15 protein-coding genes are annotated in these 15855 nt (G+C 71.0%); 9 read left to right on the plus strand and 6 right to left on the minus strand.

Annotated features, from left to right (window positions below; all coding sequences use genetic code 11):
• Window positions 1-164: 164 nt before the first annotated feature.
• The 3 genes from ABZ642_RS23380 to ABZ642_RS23390 form a co-directional block, all read right to left on the minus strand.
• The gene (locus ABZ642_RS23380) at window positions 165-1088 is read right to left on the minus strand and encodes an NADP-dependent oxidoreductase (protein WP_360487265.1); all 924 of its coding nucleotides are present in this window, start codon (window positions 1086-1088) and stop codon (window positions 165-167) included.
• Window positions 1089-1155: 67 nt separating this feature from the next.
• Window positions 1156-1584 carry a nitroreductase family deazaflavin-dependent oxidoreductase gene (locus ABZ642_RS23385; protein WP_360487268.1) on the minus strand — a complete coding sequence of 143 codons (429 nt, stop codon included), beginning with the start codon at window positions 1582-1584 and terminating at the stop codon, window positions 1156-1158.
• 136 nt (window positions 1585-1720) lie between these two features.
• Window positions 1721-4375, minus strand: coding sequence for a LuxR C-terminal-related transcriptional regulator (locus tag ABZ642_RS23390; protein ID WP_360487271.1), 2655 nt, complete (start codon window positions 4373-4375; stop codon window positions 1721-1723).
• An 807-nt stretch (window positions 4376-5182) separates the two neighbouring features.
• On the opposite strand from ABZ642_RS23390, the gene ABZ642_RS23395 reads away from it, so the two are divergent.
• A complete protein-coding gene (locus tag ABZ642_RS23395) occupies window positions 5183-5683 on the plus strand; it encodes an STAS domain-containing protein (RefSeq protein ID WP_360487274.1) in 501 nt (166 codons plus the stop codon).
• A 425-nt stretch (window positions 5684-6108) separates the two neighbouring features.
• Here the strand turns inward: ABZ642_RS23395 and ABZ642_RS23400 are convergent, their stop codons facing one another.
• Entirely contained in the window at window positions 6109-6387 is a 279-nt protein-coding gene (locus tag ABZ642_RS23400) for a hypothetical protein (RefSeq protein ID WP_360487277.1), read from the minus strand.
• 339 nt (window positions 6388-6726) lie between these two features.
• On the minus strand, window positions 6727-7689 hold the full coding sequence (locus ABZ642_RS23405) for an amidohydrolase family protein (protein WP_360487280.1): 963 nt from the start codon (window positions 7687-7689) through the stop codon (window positions 6727-6729).
• 173 nt (window positions 7690-7862) lie between these two features.
• On the opposite strand from ABZ642_RS23405, the gene ABZ642_RS23410 reads away from it, so the two are divergent.
• The 8 genes from ABZ642_RS23410 to ABZ642_RS23445 all read left to right on the plus strand — a co-directional run bounded on the left by ABZ642_RS23410 (window position 7863) and on the right by ABZ642_RS23445 (window position 15384).
• Window positions 7863-8627 (plus strand): MBL fold metallo-hydrolase, encoded by a 765-nt coding sequence (locus ABZ642_RS23410; RefSeq protein ID WP_360487283.1) that lies wholly within the window; start codon window positions 7863-7865, stop codon window positions 8625-8627.
• Window positions 8628-8655: 28 nt separating this feature from the next.
• On the plus strand, window positions 8656-9771 hold the full coding sequence (locus ABZ642_RS23415; RefSeq protein ID WP_360487286.1) for an NAD(P)-dependent alcohol dehydrogenase: 1116 nt from the start codon (window positions 8656-8658) through the stop codon (window positions 9769-9771).
• 56 nt (window positions 9772-9827) lie between these two features.
• Entirely contained in the window at window positions 9828-10379 is a 552-nt protein-coding gene (locus ABZ642_RS23420; protein WP_360487289.1) for a VOC family protein, read from the plus strand.
• Window positions 10376-12058, plus strand: coding sequence for an FAD-dependent monooxygenase (locus ABZ642_RS23425; protein ID WP_360487292.1), 1683 nt, complete (start codon window positions 10376-10378; stop codon window positions 12056-12058). The genes ABZ642_RS23420 and ABZ642_RS23425 overlap by 4 nt, the downstream gene beginning before the upstream one ends.
• Before the next feature lie 15 nt (window positions 12059-12073).
• Complete coding sequence (locus ABZ642_RS23430; protein WP_360487295.1) at window positions 12074-12934, plus strand: fumarylacetoacetate hydrolase family protein; 861 nt, start codon at window positions 12074-12076, stop codon at window positions 12932-12934.
• Window positions 12931-13380 carry a hypothetical protein gene (locus ABZ642_RS23435; RefSeq protein WP_360487298.1) on the plus strand — a complete coding sequence of 150 codons (450 nt, stop codon included), beginning with the start codon at window positions 12931-12933 and terminating at the stop codon, window positions 13378-13380. Before ABZ642_RS23430 ends, ABZ642_RS23435 begins: the two co-directional genes overlap by 4 nt.
• Window positions 13381-13394: 14 nt before the next feature.
• A complete protein-coding gene (locus ABZ642_RS23440; protein ID WP_360487301.1) occupies window positions 13395-14645 on the plus strand; it encodes an oxygenase MpaB family protein in 1251 nt (416 codons plus the stop codon).
• A 79-nt stretch (window positions 14646-14724) separates the two neighbouring features.
• Window positions 14725-15384 carry a TetR/AcrR family transcriptional regulator gene (locus ABZ642_RS23445; protein WP_360487304.1) on the plus strand — a complete coding sequence of 220 codons (660 nt, stop codon included), beginning with the start codon at window positions 14725-14727 and terminating at the stop codon, window positions 15382-15384.
• Window positions 15385-15465: 81 nt separating this feature from the next.
• On the opposite strand, the gene ABZ642_RS23450 is transcribed toward ABZ642_RS23445, so the two are convergent.
• On the minus strand, window positions 15466-15855 hold a 390-nt coding region (locus tag ABZ642_RS23450; RefSeq protein ID WP_360487307.1), incomplete at its 5' end, for a PP2C family protein-serine/threonine phosphatase.

The following is a 15855-nucleotide window of genomic DNA, read 5'->3' on the forward strand; positions in this document are numbered from 1 at the left end:
AGAAGCTACACCGCAGGAATGGAGCGCGTACGTTCTTTCGATATCGCCATACGACCGCCAACGACCCTTCTTGCGACCGTATTTGATGGCGCGTCAATAAGTGGACGCTTCACGTCGGGGAAAGTGCCAGAACTGTCGATCGGCTCCTTTTGCGCCGTCCCGGCCTAGGGCACGAGGACGATCTTGCCGTGGGTATGGCGGCGTTCGAGCTCGGTGTAGGCCTCGCGGACCAGCGCCAGCGGGTAGACGTTCGCGATCGGCACCTCGAGGTGTCCGTCGGCGATCAGGCCGGCGAGCTCGGCAAGCACGTCGGCGCCGGGCCCGGCCGCGGCCCCTCCGTCCGTCTTCACCCCGTACTTCTGGGCGGCGGCGAAATCGGCGATGGTGTCGATCCGCTCGGTCGCGACGCCGAGGGCGAGGGCCAGCTCGACGTACCCGTCGCCGAAGGTGTCGATGAAGGCGTCCACGCCGCCGGGCGCGGCGGCCCTGATCCGGTCCGCGACGCCGTCACCGTACGCGACCGGGATCACGCCGTGGCCTTCCAGCCACTCGCGGTTGCTCTCGCTCGCCAGGCCGATGACCGTGGCCCCGGTACGGCGCGCGAGCTGGACGGCGAGCGAGCCGACTCCCCCGGCGGCTCCGGAGACGACGACGGTCTCGCCCTTCTCGAGCCGCACGGAGTGCACCGCCCCCCATGCGGTCACGCCGACCACGTACAGACTGCCGGCCACCTCCCAGGAGACCTTCTCCGGTTTGCGCGTGAGGTCACCGGCCTCGACCAGGACCAGCTCGGCGTGGGATGCCCGCTTCTGGGTGAATCCGATCACCTCGTCGCCGGGCGCGAATCCGGCGACCCCGGCGCCGACCTCCTCGACGACCCCGGCGAGGTCGCTGCCCTGCCCGGACGGGAACGTCGACGGGAACAGGTTCGCCACCGCCCCCGTGCGGATGGCCGCCTCACTGGGGTTGACGCCGGCCGCCTTCACGCGCACGAGGACCTGCCCACCCCCGGGTACCGGGCGTTCCACCTCGTCGACCCGCAACACGTCGATCCCGCCGAACTCGTCGTACCTGACCGCCTTTGACATGCTTTCTCTCTTTCGCGACTCGTCGGGGCGCCGGCCCCGGTGAACGGGCTGAACTGGGGGGGGTGGACTACGCCCGTCGGAGTTCGAGCACGGGAATGGTGCGCACTCCGGCAGTTTTGTCCGCGTATTCGGCGAATCCCGGGTAGCGCCGCGCCTGCTCGGCGTAGACGCGGTCGCGTTCGGTGCCGGACAGTTCGCGGACGGTCACCGGATATGTCTCGGTCCCGCGTTCGACGTCGCCGACACCGGCGGCCGTCAGGTTGCGATGCCAGTCCGGGTTGGTGGGCGCTCCGCCCTTGGTCGCGAAGACGTAGACGATGTCCGGCTCGGCGTCGTGCGGGAGGTACATCATCGGGGTGACGTACTCCCGCCCGCTCTTGCGGCCCAGGTGATGCACCAGGACCAGTGGGGCACCCTCGAAGACCCCGCCGACCCTTCCGTCGTTCGCTCGGAACTCCGCGACGGTCTTCGCGTTCCAGTCGAGCGCCTCGGTCATGTCGGACTCCTGTCTGGGAGGTGGGTTACTGCGAGCATCACCACCAGGCAGGTGAGGAGGCATCACCGGATCAAGGTGATCCGCGGCCCGGTCCAGGTGCCCCCGCATCACCCGGATCCGGTGACCTGCAGCAGGGCTAGGGCCGGTGGCGAGCGGCCAGCAGCCGCAGCTCCCGGGCGCGCCGCACGGCCGAGGACCGGTCACGAACCTGGAGCTTGGCGTAGATGCTGCGCAGGTGCGTGCTGACGGTGTTCAGGGAGACGGACAGTTCGCCGGCGATCTCGGGCCGGGACAGGTTCGTCGGGAGATACCGCAGCACCCTGAGCTCGCCCGGGCTGAGCTCGGCCGTCGGCGGTGATGAGGGCTGCTCCGCGGCCGCCGGGGACGAGTCGTACAGGACATCCAGGATGTCGGCGAGCAGCGCGCCGTGTGCCGTCCGGTGCCGCAGCAGTGCCTCCAGCAACTCCTGGGAGCCTGTCATCGCGAACGGAAGCACCAGCCGGTCGGGCTCCGCCAGGGCCAGCGCCCGTTCCGTCGCCTGGTTCGCGGCGCGCTGGTGACCGAGTTCACGATGGGCCAGCCCGGCGAGCAGGTGCGCCTCGATGACCGTGACGTAGCCGAGAACCGGTGCCGTACCACCGAGAACATCGTGCAACGCGTCCAGGGCCCCGGCCGGATCGCCCTCCGCCAGGCAGATCGCCGCGCGGGCGTTACGGATCTCACCGGAGCCGGCCCGCTCGTCGTCCAGCGCCGCGAGGGCGGCGCGGGCTTCGGCGGACAGCCCGAGGCGGGCTTGCGTGGCGAGCAGCCAGCCGGTCATCTGGCTCGCCAGCGCCTGCGATCCCTCCAGCCGTGACACCAGGTGTTCGGCCGCGCGGAACTCCTCGAGCGCCTCGCGGCGGCGGCCGCGACCGGCGTGCAGCATCGCGGCCGTCTGGTGCAGCAGCAGCCTGATGTCCGGCCCGGTGTCTGTCCGCAGGGCCCGTTCGGTGCGTCGCAGCCACCGCTCGCCCTCGTCGAACTCACCCAGCCACGCCATCGTGCCGACGAGGGTCACCAGCGCGGGTGCGATCACCGGTTCCGTGCCCCAGCCATGGCGTTCGGCGAGCTCTATCGCCTCGCGGCACTGGCGCTGGGTCGCGGTGAACGCGCCGGCCCCCGGCAGGTCGGCGCCATGGAAGATATGCGCGAACCCGAGCTGCGCCAGGCAGCCGACCTCCAGGTACGGGCGGCCGGTCTCCCGGGCCAGCACGGCGCCCTCCCGGAGGTGGCGTACGGCGTCCGGCAGCCCCAGCGACCACGCCTCGGCCGTGCCCAGATTCATCAGCGCCATCGCGCGCAGGTCGCTGTCCAGGGCGATGTCCTCGTCGGACCGCCCGGACACCGGGGAGCCGAGGAACCTGACATGCTCGACGACGCCGGCCAGGTGACCTCGCCGTCTGGCCAGTGACAGCCGCAGCGACGCGACCGCCGTCCCGAGGCGGCGCCGGCGCTCCGGCGGCGCCGTAGCGGCGTACGTCTCGGCGACCGCCAGGTGCGCGGCCGCCTGGTCCAGGCGCCCCTGGCCCAGGTCACCCATGGCGCGCACAAGGGCCAGCTCGGGGCGGTCCTCGCCCGGCGGGAAGGCCCGTACCAGCGCCTGCATGGTCTGCGCCTGCCCGTCGAGCGCCAGGCTGAACGCATGGTCGGCCAGGAGCCGGGCCGCGTCCGCCCAGTCGCCGGCCGCCTGGGTGTGCCGGACGGCCTCGGCCACCTGGCCCCGCGAGGTGAACCATCCGGCGGCGCGCCGGTGCAGCGCGGGTACTTCCTCGGGCAGCGTCCGGCGCAACTCCAGTCGCAGGAGATCCGCGAACAGGTGGTGGTAGCGGAACCAGGTGCGCTCGGGGTCGAGGGATTCGACGAACGCGTTCGCGTCCTCGAGACCCAGCAGGATCTGTTCCGAGCCCGGACGGCCGGTCAGCAGGTCGGCCAGCTCGCCGTTGACCCGATCCGGCAGGGAGGTGCGCAGCAGCAGATCCTGGACGTCGGGCGGCCGGCGTTCGAGCATCTCGGCGATCAGGTACTCGGCGACCGTGCGGTCGCTGCCGGAGAACTCCGCGACGAACCGCTCGGGGTCGGGATGGCCGGCCAGGGAGAGCGTCGCCAGCCGCAGGCCCGCGGCCCACCCTTCGGTGCGCCGGTGCAGCAGCGCCGCCCCGGAGTCGGAGAGCGCGATGCCCGAGGCGTCGAGCAGTGCGCGGGTCTCGCGCTCGGAGAAACGCAGGTCCGCGGCGCGGATCTCGTCGAGCTCGCCCGTCAGGCGCAGCCGGTGCAGCCGCAGCCGGACATCGTGGCGCATCGTCAGTATCGCGTGCGCCTGCGGAGGAAGGCTGGTCAGCAGCCGGGTGAGCTGAGTGGGGGCCTCCGGCGAGAGCAGCTCGTGGAGATCATCGATGACCAGCGTGACGCCGCCGTGGGCGTCGGCCATCTCCGACAACACCCGGTCGACCATCGCCGACGCGTCGAAGTCGGGTGTCGCTGCCGGCAGTGCCGCACCGCCGTCCGCGCCGGTGGCCCGGCGAACCGCACCGAGCAGAGCCAGCCAGAACTGCTGGGCGTCCTGCTGACCGCGCGGCACCTGCACGAAGGCCAGCCGACGTGACCGGCCCGGCCGGTCGGCCCAGGCGCGCAGCAACGTCGTCTTCCCGCTGCCGGCCGGAGCCGAGATGACCGTCACCTTGCCCGCCGCCGCGCGATCGAGGGCAGCGACGAGATCGTCCCGGTCGATCAGCCGGGGAGCTGCTGGAGGCACCGTCCAAGGACCGCCTTGCTATCCGCGCCCGACACCCTGGCGCCGGTCGCCCGGCCCCGGGCGCCTTCCCGTCGTAAACAGGCTAGCGCGCCCGCTGACCACCGCGCGTGGATCCCGGATCAACCGGGCGTCACGCCGACACGGCCTAGTCATCACCGGGATCCGGTGCCGGCATCCCGACCGACCGACCGACCGGCGGGCGGGCTGGGCCCATGCCTGCGGGCCGGGGCCGAGGATCCCGGAAGGGAGATCCTCGGCCCCGGCCCGCTCAGCGCGGCGCAGATTCCGGCCGACAGCCGCCGAAGGCGCTGCTCAGCCCGCCTGTCCCTGCTCCCGTGCGGGGTCACGGATGGTTCGACGGCACTCCGTCCTCGCCCGGGCCTGCGGCAGCGTGAGCACCGGGGTCGGCATGTCGGGGGTCGCGCGGGCCGCCCTGCCCAAGTACCGCACAGGGAACGGGAGATGCCCGCGCGGCTCCATCTCCCGGCATCGCCGCGGTACGTGGAGCGGACGGCTTCGGACTGTCCGTCGGACCGGGTCGAGGACTATGCTGTCGTACGGACGTCCCAGACCTCGGCGGCTTGTCGTTGATCGACACAGATGGCTGCGGGGAGCGGAGTCTTCGTCCGCCACCCGGCGCATCACCGGAAGGAATCGGGTGGATCCGCTGTTCCGCAACACGGGCCGCGGACCCTGCCGTTGCTTCACCTCCGCCGAATCCACGCCCTGGCCGGCAGTGCGCCAAGGAGGCCGGGACTCCCGGCGTCACCGCGCCCGCTGCCGTACGGTCCTGCGAACCGAGGCGTCATGCCCCTCCCTCAGCTCACCGTCTACCGTCATGACCGAAGGAAACGGGCACTCATCACCCTGGCCGGCGAGATCGACCTGGAATCCGCCCCGCTGGTGCGCAGGGCACTGGCGCAGTGTCTGAGCGACGGTATCCGCACCATCGACATCGACCTGACTCCCGTCACCTTCTGCGACTGCAGCGGTCTCAACACCTTCCTGCATGCCGCGCAGAAGTCCACCGAGGCCGGCGGAACCCTACGACTGCACCATCCGCCACGGACACTGGGCCTGCTACTCGACCTGACCGGCTCCGGGGTCCTGCTCCTCGGCGTTCCGTCCGGCCATCCGCCGCCTCCTCCCGGGGGTGTCCCGGCCCCGGCCGTCCCCGTCCCGCCGCACCGGACACAACCGCTTGCCGCTCGCGGTCCGGTCGCGTCGGGGCGACCGCCGGCAGGCGCGGCATCTGAGCGGGACGCTGACGGATCTGCACATGGATTCCCGCGGGACGTCGTCTCCTGAGGCGTGCCGACGTCTCGGCCGCCGGCGCTTTCCCAGCCGTCTCACCGCTGACATCCGCCGGCCCGGTTTCGCCATGGCGATCGCGGCGACGGACGGCCTAGTGGGCTGCGAGTTCGGCTTCCCGGTGCGCGGCGACGGATTCCTGTTCCCGGTGCGCGGCGACGGCTTCCTGTTCTCGGTGCGCGGCGACGGATTCCTGCTCCCCCGGTGCGCAGCGACAGCTTCCTGCGGCCCGGGATCGACGCGGCGCTGTCGCGCGGAGTCGGGCAACTCACCGCGCCCGGCGGTGTCTTCGCGATCACCGACGTCCTGGTCCGTCCGCATCCGCGGGATGCGCACGTGGCCCGCCGGTTGCAGGACCGGCCGCCGGCGGCGCGTGGCTCCATGGCGCCCGGGAATCTCTGGATGCCGGGCCGGTGTACCGGTCACCCGCGGCGTTCATCGTCCCGACGGTCCTCGCGCCTCCAGCGCGCCCGGTTCTGACGGCTGTAGCGGCGGTCCCAGCGGTCCTGACGGTCCCGGCGCTCCCGGTAGTCCCGGTAGTCCCCGAGATCGGACCCGTCGCCGTCGATCCGGCCTCCCCCGCGACCGCGGCCGTAGCGGGTGAAGCCGAAGATCAACACGGCCGCGGCCACCCACCACAGGGGATGGAGAAAGCCGAGGCCGAACAGGACCACGATCAGGACGAGAAGCAGAACGAACACGGCGGGCCTCCCCGGAGCGGAGCAACGCGTCAGTGCCGGGGGCCGGGGCCTGTTCGAACAGACTAGCCCTCCCTGGAGGTTACGGACAGCGACCCATGTCCGCGGCTTCCGACCGAACCGGCGGGAACCCGATGGCCACTTGACATCCGTCCGGGGAGTGCGGTGAGTGCCGGCGCGCGTGGTGTGAATGCTGCCCCCTCGTGAACACTTCGGGGATCCCCGCGTCCTGCCACGTCCCGAATTCACCGTTCCGACCATCGGACCGACGACCCGCGGCGGATTCGCCTTCCACCGCGCAGGGGCTCCGCCCGGTACTCACGGCACCGCGCCGCCAGGGGCTCAGGCGAACCTGGGGAACAGCCTGAGCGCGTTGTCCCGTTCCACACCCCGGAGGTCGTCCTCGGTGAAGCCGTCGAAGCCCGTGAGGTTCTCGATGTTGTGCACGACGGTGGGTTCCGGGGCCGCCGGCCAGTCGGTGCCGAACAGGATGTGATCGGCCGAGGTCACTTCGAGTGTCGGCAGCAGGGAGTTGCGGCTTCCGGCCAGTGCCGTCTCGTAGTAGAGCCCGCGCAGCACCTCGGCGACATGAGCGGGATCGATGTCCGCGTCCGCGGGCCCTCGTCCCATGACGGTGTGCTCGCCGATCCGCCAGCCGAGCGCGGGCAGGGCCCCTCCGCAGTGCGCCAGGATCAGCCGCAGCCCGGGATGCCGCTGGAAGACGCCGGTGTAAAGCGCGTTGGTGATGGTGCGCGCGGTGTCGAAGGGGAACTCGACGATCGAGCTCGGCCGGCCGAATCCGAGGACGTCGATGTGCGGGCAGTCCTCGGGGTGGACGAAGACCGGCACCTCGCGCCGTGCCAGCTCCGCCAGTACGGGTTCGAGGGACGGATCGCCGAGGTAGCGCCCCAGTACGTTCGAGGTCAGCACCACTCCGTCGAGCTTCAGCTCGTCCAGGGCGTACGCGACTTCCGCCAGTGCCTCGTCGGGGCCGTCCGCCGGGAGCGTCGCGAAGGCTCCGAAGCGGCCGGGGTGCTTCGCGATCAGTTCGGCGTGCCCTTCGTTGATCAGACGGGCCAGGCGCGTCCCGAAGTCCGGGTCGTCGTCCGCCCCCGCGAAGGAGATCGGCATGGACACGAGCTGGGCGGCGATCTCCTGCCTGTCCATGTAGGCGAGCGCGGCCTCCGGTGTCCACCGCACCGAGATGCGGTATCCGCCGGTCGGCCGGAAGCCCCGGCCCGCGATCGCCGTCATCGCCTCGTCCGAGACGCCGTGAGTGTGCACATCAATCCGCTGACCAGGCACGACGGTACTCCTCTGCTCTGTGGTGTGCTGCCGACCATAGGCAGGAAACTGTCGGTCGTCAATTTAAAGAGCGATGGAACGGCCGACTGAACCTTCTAGACCCCGTCTACTGCGCTCAATAAATTGACGCTCGACACTTTAATGGTTACGTTCGAGGCATGGAGATAGGTGATGTGACAGTCGAACCCCTCGCCGACGGCGTCGTACCGATGCCGCCGAACCTGCTCTACCCGGACGTGCCGATGACCGTCTGGCAGGCCCTCCCCGGCGTCCTCGACCGGCACGGGATGCTTCAGATCCCGTTCGGCGGATTCCTCGCCACCGACCGGCAGGGACATCGCGTCGTCTTCGACCTGGGCGGCGGACTCGCCCCGCGGTTGCTGCCCGACGGTGAACTGCCCTCGGTCCGCGAACTCCTCCCGGAGCGGCTGGAGAAGCTGCACTGCCCGCTCGGCTCCGTAACGGATGTGGTCCTCAGCCATCTCCACATCGACCATGTGGGCTGGGCCTCCACCGCGGGTGTCCCCACGTTCCCCCAGGCCAGGCATCACATCCACGCCGAGGACTGGAAGCATTTCGTGGACGGGGACGCGGACGACGCCGTACGCGGCAAGGTCGCTCCACTGCGGGACGCGGCCGCGCTGTGGGAGGGCGGTTCCGTCTCGCCGTACGACTGGCTGCGTCTCGTGCACGCGCCGGGCCACACCCCTGGCGCCTCCGTCGCCGTGATCGAGTCGCGGGGCCGGAGCCTCGCCCTGGTCGGTGACCTCTTCCACCACCCGGCGGCACTGGACCACCCGCACTGGCGCTGCGGCTTCGACTGGGACGCGCCGGCCGCGGCGGCCACCCGAGCGCGCTGGCTGGAGACGCTGCGCGCCACGGACACGCCGCTCGTCGGCCCGCACTTCCCCGAACTCCGGCCTGTCTCGCTCCGATGAACGGGCCGCCCCCTCCGAAAGGCTTGCCATGAACAGTGTGAAAGCGGCGGTGTGCCGGCCGGACAGCGAGGACCCCTTCGCGCTCGAGGAGCTGAGCATCGGCGATCCCCGCCCGGACGAGGTGCTGGTGCGCTTCACCGCGGCCGGGCTGTGCCATACGGACCTGGAGGTGGCCGCCGGACGTATGCCCACACCTCTCCCGGTCGTCGCCGGGCACGAGGGGGCCGGTGTGGTGGAGGCGGTCGGCGCCGCCGTCACCGGGTTCGGGCCCGGCGACCGGGTGGTGGCCAGCTTCAGCTACTGCGGTACCTGCCGGAACTGCCTCAGCGGACGGCCCGCGTACTGCCCCCTCCACTTCCCGCTGAACTTCGCTGCCCGGCGCGCCGACGGCTCGGTCGGACTGCGCGACGCCTCGGGCGAGCCCGTGCACGACCACTTCTTCGGACAGTCGTCCTTCGCCGGACACGGGCTGTGCAGGCCCAGCAGCCTGATCAAGGTCGGCGTGACGGACCTTCCCGATCACGTGCTCGCTCCGCTGGGCTGCGGTGTCATCACCGGCGCCGGCGCGGTCTGGAACCTGCTGGAGGTGGAGCCGGGCAGCACGGTCGCTGTCTTCGGCGCCGGAGCCGTCGGGCTGAGCGCGGTCATGGCGGCCGCGGCGGCGGGCGCCGCGCGGATCATCGTGACCGACCCGCACTCGGCGCGGCTCGACCTCGCCGCCCACCTGGGCGCGACCGACGTGCTCGACGCCACCGACGCCACCGAAGGTCTCGCCGTCGAGCGGATACGGGAGTTGACCGGCGGACCGGGCGTCGACTTCAGCGTGGAGTCCAGCGGCGTACCCGAGGTGATGGCGCAGGCCGTGGCCGCGCTCGCCCCGTTGGGAAGTGCCGCGATCCTCGGCGTCGCCCCGGACGCTGAGCTGCGGACCAGCGCGTTCGCGCTTCTCGAAGGACGGACCGTGACCGGTTCGATCGTCGGCCACCAGGCTCCGGCGGTCCTCGTCCCCCGCGTCCTCGACCTCCACGCCAAGGGCCGCTTCCCGCTGGAGGCCATGATCCGCACCTACGCACTGGACGACATCAACAAGGCCGTCGACGAGGTGCGTTCGGGGGCGGCCGTCAAGGCCGTCCTCGTCCACTGAACCGCCGACTCCCCCTACGAGCCGCCAACTCCCCCATCAGGCAAGGACGAAAGACAATGTCAGGGATTCGCCTGTCCGAGGTCGTGCTGCGGACGACCGGCTACGACCGCCTCTGCGACTTCTACTCGATGCTGCTCGGTCAGCCGCGCAGCGTGGAGATGACACCGCCCCCGTCCGACGACCCGGACGAGCCGTCGCGCATCTGCTTCTTCAACTTCTACTTCGACCACCCCTACACCGAGCGCATCGCCGTCTTCGAGTGCCCGGACCTCGGGCCGGGCAGGTCCTCGCGCGGACTGCACCACTTCCAGCTGCGGACACCGACCGCCGACGCCCTGCTGGATCTCTACCGCACCCTGAAGGCGGCCGGCTTCCTTCCGGTGGAGGCGTCCAACCACGGCCCGGGGACGAGCTTCTACTACCTCGATCCGGACGGGAACCGCGTCGAGCTGTCGTCCCTCAACTTCTCCTCGCAGCAGGAGATGCAGGACTTCATGGCGACCGAGGAGTTCAGGAGCAACCCGGGCGGCTTCCCGCTCGACCCGGAGCGTCTGATCGAGGGCCGGGAGGCCGGCCGGGACCTGAGCGCATTGGTCTGGGAACGATGAGACTCACTTCCGCGCCGGGCCCCACCGGCGGCCTCTCGGACGACGCCACGTACGACGTGGTGATCGTCGGCGGCGGTCCCGTGGGCCTTGCGGCCGCCGTCGAACTGGGCTCCCGCCGGCTGTCCGTGCTCCTCGTCGAGCGTGAGGACGGCGTGGTCCGCTACCCGACGGCGGAGTCCGTCGACACCGCGTCCATGGAACTCCTGCGCCGCTGGGGCATCGCCGACTCCGCCGTACTCCGCAGCGGCTTCCCCGCCGACACACGGCGGGACGTCTCCTTCGTCTCCCGCATGACCACGTACGAGCTGGCCCGCTTCCCCCGCCCCTGCAACGCGGACCGGCGCGACACCACGCACGGGCTGAGCCCCGAAGGGGGCGTGTGGTGGCCGAAGTTCTGGTTCGACCTCACCCTGCGGGAGCGCGCCGCCGCCGAGACCACGGTGGACCTGCGCCACCGGTGGACGTGCGACGCGTTCGACGACGGCCCGCACGGTGTCACCGTACGGCTCTCCTCGCAGGCGTACGGCCGCCGGACGGTGCGGGCGCGCTACCTGGTGGCGTGCGACGGTGCGGCCTCTCCGGTCCGCAAGGCCCTGGGCATCGGGTCGCTGCGGGACTCGGCCGACGTCCGGGCCCGCTGGCAGGGCGCCTTCGTCAGCCTTCCCGGGCTCCGCGACCGCGTCCCACACGCCCCGGCCGTGCAGTACTACCTGCTCAACCCGCGTCGCATGATCCTCGGCTCGCTCGACGGCGATGCCCAGTGGCGCGTCACCTACCCGCTCGCGGACGGCGAGTCGCCCGCCCCCGCCGAGGTGCGTGCCACCGTCGCCGACGCGCTCGACTGCCCGGTCGGGGAGGTCGAGGTGCTCGACGCCCGGGAGTGGAGCGGCGACGCGGTGGTCGCCGAGTCCTTCCGGTCGGGCCATGTGCTGCTGGCGGGCGATGCCGCGCACCGCATGTGGCCCTCGGGCGGGCACGGCATGAACACCGGCCTCGGCGACGTGGCCAACCTCGGCTGGAAGCTGGAGGGCGTGCTGCGCGGCTGGGCTCCGGACGCCCTGCTCGACACGTACACCGCCGAGCGCCGACCGCACGCCGAGCGCATGGTCCGCCGCGCCTGGCACAACTACCGTGCGGACCACGCGATCCTGCCCGACCCGGCCCTCGACGACCCGGCGCAGAAGGAAGCACGCGACCTCGTCGGCGAGCGGATCACGGCCACCCGCCGGACCGAGTGGCGCTCCCTCGGCGTCCAGCTCGGCGTGCGCTACCCGCAGTCACCGCTCGTCGTCTCCGACGGGACCCCCGAGCCCCCCGAGGACCCGGAGGAGTACGTCCCCACGGCCCGCCCCGGGCACCGCGCCCCGCACGTCCCGCTGGCCGGCGGAGGCTCCGTACTCGACCTCTTCCGTGGGCACTTCACCCTCCTCAACCTCGCCCCCGCGGTGGACGCCGGGGCCCTGGCCCAGGCATTCCGCATCCGGGGGATCCCCCTCGACGAGGAGTGGGTCGGCGCCGACGGCGCCCGCCAGACGTACGGGTGCGCCATCGCGCTGGTACGCCCCGACGGCATCGTCGCCTGGCGCGGTGACACCTGCCCCGCCGACCCCGACGCGCTGGTGGACCAGGTGGCCGGCCGGTCCGCCGGGCACCGGGACGCCCGGGAACCCACGAACTGAGGAACGGAGAACATCATGCTGCTCGCACAGACCGGCGACGGCATCGCGCGGGTCGGCCCCGACGGACTGCACCTCCTCCACGCCCCGGACCGATCGCTGGAGGACTTCATCGTCGAAGACCGGCTTGCCGAGGTGGCGGACCTGCGGCCCGTCAAGGAGATCGACCGGGAGCGAACCGCCTTCGCACCCCCGGTACGGCGCCCCGGCAAGATCGTCGTCATCGGCCTCAACTACCGGGACCACGCCACCGAGACGGACAGCCCGCTGCCCGTCCTCCCCCGCTTCCACCTGATCCCCGGTTCCGCCGTCACCTCCCCGGGCGCGGCCGTCCACCTGCCGGAGTCCGCGCCGAAGCGGGTCGACTACGAGGGCGAGCTGGCCCTCGTGATCGGACGCACCGGCCGCGACATTCCCGAGGCGGCCGCCTGGGACTTCGTCGCGGGCGGGACCGTGGCCGACGACCTCTCGGCGCGTGACGTCCAGTTCGGTGAGAACCCGGCACTGCCGATGGCCAACCCGGCCCTCGCCAAGGGGTTCGACGGCTTCAAGCCGCTCGGGCCCGCCCTGCTCACCGCCGACGAACTGCGGCTGCACGGCGCGCTGCGTCTCACCACCGAGGTGAACGGTGTCGTACGCCAGCGTTCCTCGACGGCCGAGCTCATCTTCTCCATTCCCCGACTCCTCGCCTACGTCAGCTCGTTCCTGACGCTGGAAGCCGGTGACGTGATCCTCACCGGAACCCCCGGAGGGACCGGCAGCGCCGACGGACGGTTCCTGGCGGCCGGCGACGTGGTGTCGGTCACGCTCGACAGGATCGGCACGCTGACCAACACGATCGCCCCGCCACGCGCCGGAACCCGGCGGGAGGAGGGATGACGGGCGACGGATGCGTGCTCTGCGCACGGGCCGGCACGCTCGCGCACTCGGATCCCGGCTGGCTGCTGCGGACCGGGCACTGGGGGGTGTCCACGCACCCGGCGATACCCGCGCCGGGTTGGGTCGCGGTCCAGACACTTCGGCACACCGAGGGACTCGCCGGTCTGGACGACGTCGAGGCCGCCGAACTCGGCCCGCTCCTGGCCCGGTTGAGCGCGGCGGTGACCCGCGTGACCGGCTCGGAACGGGCCTACACCTACTCGCTCGGCGAGGGCAGTCCGCACACCCATGTGCTACTGGGCCCGCCCCGACGAGACCTGCGCGGCGCGGCGTTCCTCACCGGGCTGCTGCGCCGCGACGGATCCCTGGCGGACGAGGCTGCCGCCCTCCGCGTCGCCCGCGACCTGGCGGCCGAACTGGCCGCCGGAAACACCCCGACCACCTGAAAGCGGTGAGATCAATGACGCATTCGACCGAAGTGGCGATCCCCACGATCTTCACGTACTTCGAGACGGCCGCGAGCCCCAAGGGCCAGGCGCTCAAGGCACAACTCGAACGCTACGCCAAGTGCCCGCTCGACGTCCCCGAGGACCTGGCGAAGGCCTTCGGGCGGGCCATGAACACCGGGGACCGGCTCGGTGACGCCTACATCGACGCCTGCTTCGCCTCGCCCAAGGGCAGGTCCCGCGCCCGCAAGGACGTCGAGCTGGCGCTGCACGGCGGCATCAGGAGCGTCGCCGATCCGTCTCCGGAACTGGTGACGCTGTTCGACCAGATCAACACCGACCCCGAGTGGGTGGACTGGGACAAGGTCGAGCACGGCGCGGAGGTCTTCCGGCGGTACAAGGAGCTGTACCCGTTCTTCGGAATGTCCACGTTCAACGCGTACGGCCTGGAGACCGTCGCCAAGCCGCTCGCGCTCACCGGCGCCTACACCGGCGGTTCGGCGTTCGGCCGGTTCGTGGAGACCTCCCGCCTCTGGACCGACACCACCGAGCCCGGAGCCATGCGACCCGGTGCCGTGGGACGCCGCTCCGCGGTGTTCGTACGCGTCCTGCACTCGATGATCCGTCACACCCTGCTGCCGCACCCCGAGTGGGACCGGGACCGACTGGGCATGCCCATCAGCCAGTTCGCGCAGACCGGGACGCTGCTGCTCAGCTCGTTCGCCCCCGGGATGCAGCTGAAGCTGCTCGGCTACCGCCCCACCGACGCCGACGTCGAGGCGATGATGCACCACTGGCGCTATGTCGGACACCTCATGGGCGTCGAGGCGCCGTGGTACCCGGAGACGGTGGCCGAGGGCTTCCTGGCCAACCTGCTGCTCGGGCTCTCGGAGGAACCGAAGATCGACGACGACTCCCGGGAACTGTGCCGGTCGTTCATGGACACCTACCTTCCCCCGGAGAACGCCAAGGGACTGCGCCAGGTCTACGGCAGGCTGCGCTACAAGGCACAGCTCGGTCATGCCCGCTTCTACCTGGGCGACGAAAGCTACCGGAATACGGGCCTGCCCGACGCCGGCCTGTGGCGATTCGCTCCCCTCGCCCGAGTGCCCGGGAACCTGACGCGCGAGACCCTGCGCCGAAACGTCCCCGGTGTGGCCGGATGGATCGACCAGGTCAACCGACGCGATCGGCACGCATTCCTCAATACGAACCTCGAAGGCGGCGAAGCGAAGTTCAAGCCCGTCGACAAGCTGACGCGGTAAAGGAATAGCCGCCCCGCCCGCCTCTCGTCTCCTCTCCTCCGGCCCCACGGAGGAGAGGAGAGGCCGCTAAACTGGCCCCATGCCTGATAATCCGCCCCGCGTCACCCGCCCCCGCGGACGTCCGCCCAAGGACGCGCAACTCGCCCCGAACGACCAGGTCATGGCCGCCGCGATCGAGGCTTTCTCGGTGCACGGATACAACGGGGTGTCGCTACGGACGGTAAATGACGAACTGGGCGTCAGCCGCAATCTTCTCTACCAACGCTTCGGTTCGAAGGCGAAACTGTGGCAGGCGGCCGTCGACTGGGCCTTCCACCCTCTCGTGGATTACCTGGTGGCCGCGGACGACGAATCGGCCGACCCCATGGTTCGGTTGAGGATGCTGATCCGAAATTTCATCGAGTACTCGGCAACGCGCCCTTATCTGGCCCGCCTCGTCACCTTGGAGGGCGCGGCCGCCACAGAGCGTCTGGAATATCTCTACCACCACTACATCGAGCCCATAAGGTCACGGTTCATTCCCGTTTTTGAACTGCTTCACGATCAGGGCAGAATCAAGAAAGTCCCGTACGAGACCTTCTATTTCCTGCTCACCTCGGGCGGATCAGCGCTCTACGGCCAGATCGCGCTCGCCTCGATGATGAACCCGGAGCTCACGTCGACGGAGGAAACACGCGTGCGGCTCTATGCCGAGAACGTGGCCGAAGTGCTCCTCAACGGACTGTCACTGCCCGGCTGATCGGGCAGCTCCGCCGTCACCGCCCGCCGTGCCGGCGGCGAGGGCACTGTACGGCCGAGCGCGCGAACGTGACGGCCGGGTTCATAGGCGCACGATGAGCAGGGCGGTGTCGTCGGTGGCGTCGCCGGGTGGGAGCAGGTCGGTGAGTACGGCGTCGGCGAGAGCTTCGGGTTCGTCTGCGCGGTGGCGGGTCAGGGAGTCGGCGAGCCGGGTGAGGCCCGTGTCGATGTCCTCGCCGCGGCGTTCGATGAGTCCGTCGGTGTAGAGCACGAGGGCGGCGCCCTCGCGGAAGGCCGCGACAGCCTGGGTGCGGGGGCCGTGCTGGGGGCGGGCGGCCAGTGGCGGGTCGGTGGCCTGGTCCAGGAACTCGACGGTTCCGTCCCCTTGCAGGAGTGCCGGTGGGGGGTGGCCGGCGCTGCTGTAGGTGATGGTGTCGTTCTCCCAGTCGACGAATGCCGTGGCCACGGTGGT

The organism is Streptomyces sp. NPDC007157 (genome assembly GCF_040634235.1).
Taxonomy (GTDB): Bacteria; Actinomycetota; Actinomycetes; order Streptomycetales; family Streptomycetaceae; genus Streptomyces.

What these genes read in the sequence shown, in the direction of transcription:
- ABZ642_RS23435 (WP_360487298.1), top strand. Translation starts at nt 12,931, where the DNA reads ATGACGGGCGACGGATGCGTGCTCTGCGCACGGGCCGGCACGCTCGCG.
- ABZ642_RS23420 (WP_360487289.1), top strand. Translation starts at nt 9,828, where the DNA reads ATGTCAGGGATTCGCCTGTCCGAGGTCGTGCTGCGGACGACCGGCTAC.
- ABZ642_RS23395 (WP_360487274.1), top strand. Translation starts at nt 5,183, where the DNA reads ATGCCCCTCCCTCAGCTCACCGTCTACCGTCATGACCGAAGGAAACGG.
- ABZ642_RS23425 (WP_360487292.1), top strand. Translation starts at nt 10,376, where the DNA reads ATGAGACTCACTTCCGCGCCGGGCCCCACCGGCGGCCTCTCGGACGAC.
- ABZ642_RS23415 (WP_360487286.1), top strand. Translation starts at nt 8,656, where the DNA reads ATGAACAGTGTGAAAGCGGCGGTGTGCCGGCCGGACAGCGAGGACCCC.
- ABZ642_RS23385 (WP_360487268.1), bottom strand. Translation starts at nt 1,584, where the DNA reads ATGACCGAGGCGCTCGACTGGAACGCGAAGACCGTCGCGGAGTTCCGA.
- ABZ642_RS23445 (WP_360487304.1), top strand. Translation starts at nt 14,725, where the DNA reads ATGCCTGATAATCCGCCCCGCGTCACCCGCCCCCGCGGACGTCCGCCC.
- ABZ642_RS23430 (WP_360487295.1), top strand. Translation starts at nt 12,074, where the DNA reads ATGCTGCTCGCACAGACCGGCGACGGCATCGCGCGGGTCGGCCCCGAC.
- ABZ642_RS23380 (WP_360487265.1), bottom strand. Translation starts at nt 1,088, where the DNA reads ATGTCAAAGGCGGTCAGGTACGACGAGTTCGGCGGGATCGACGTGTTG.
- ABZ642_RS23440 (WP_360487301.1), top strand. Translation starts at nt 13,395, where the DNA reads ATGACGCATTCGACCGAAGTGGCGATCCCCACGATCTTCACGTACTTC.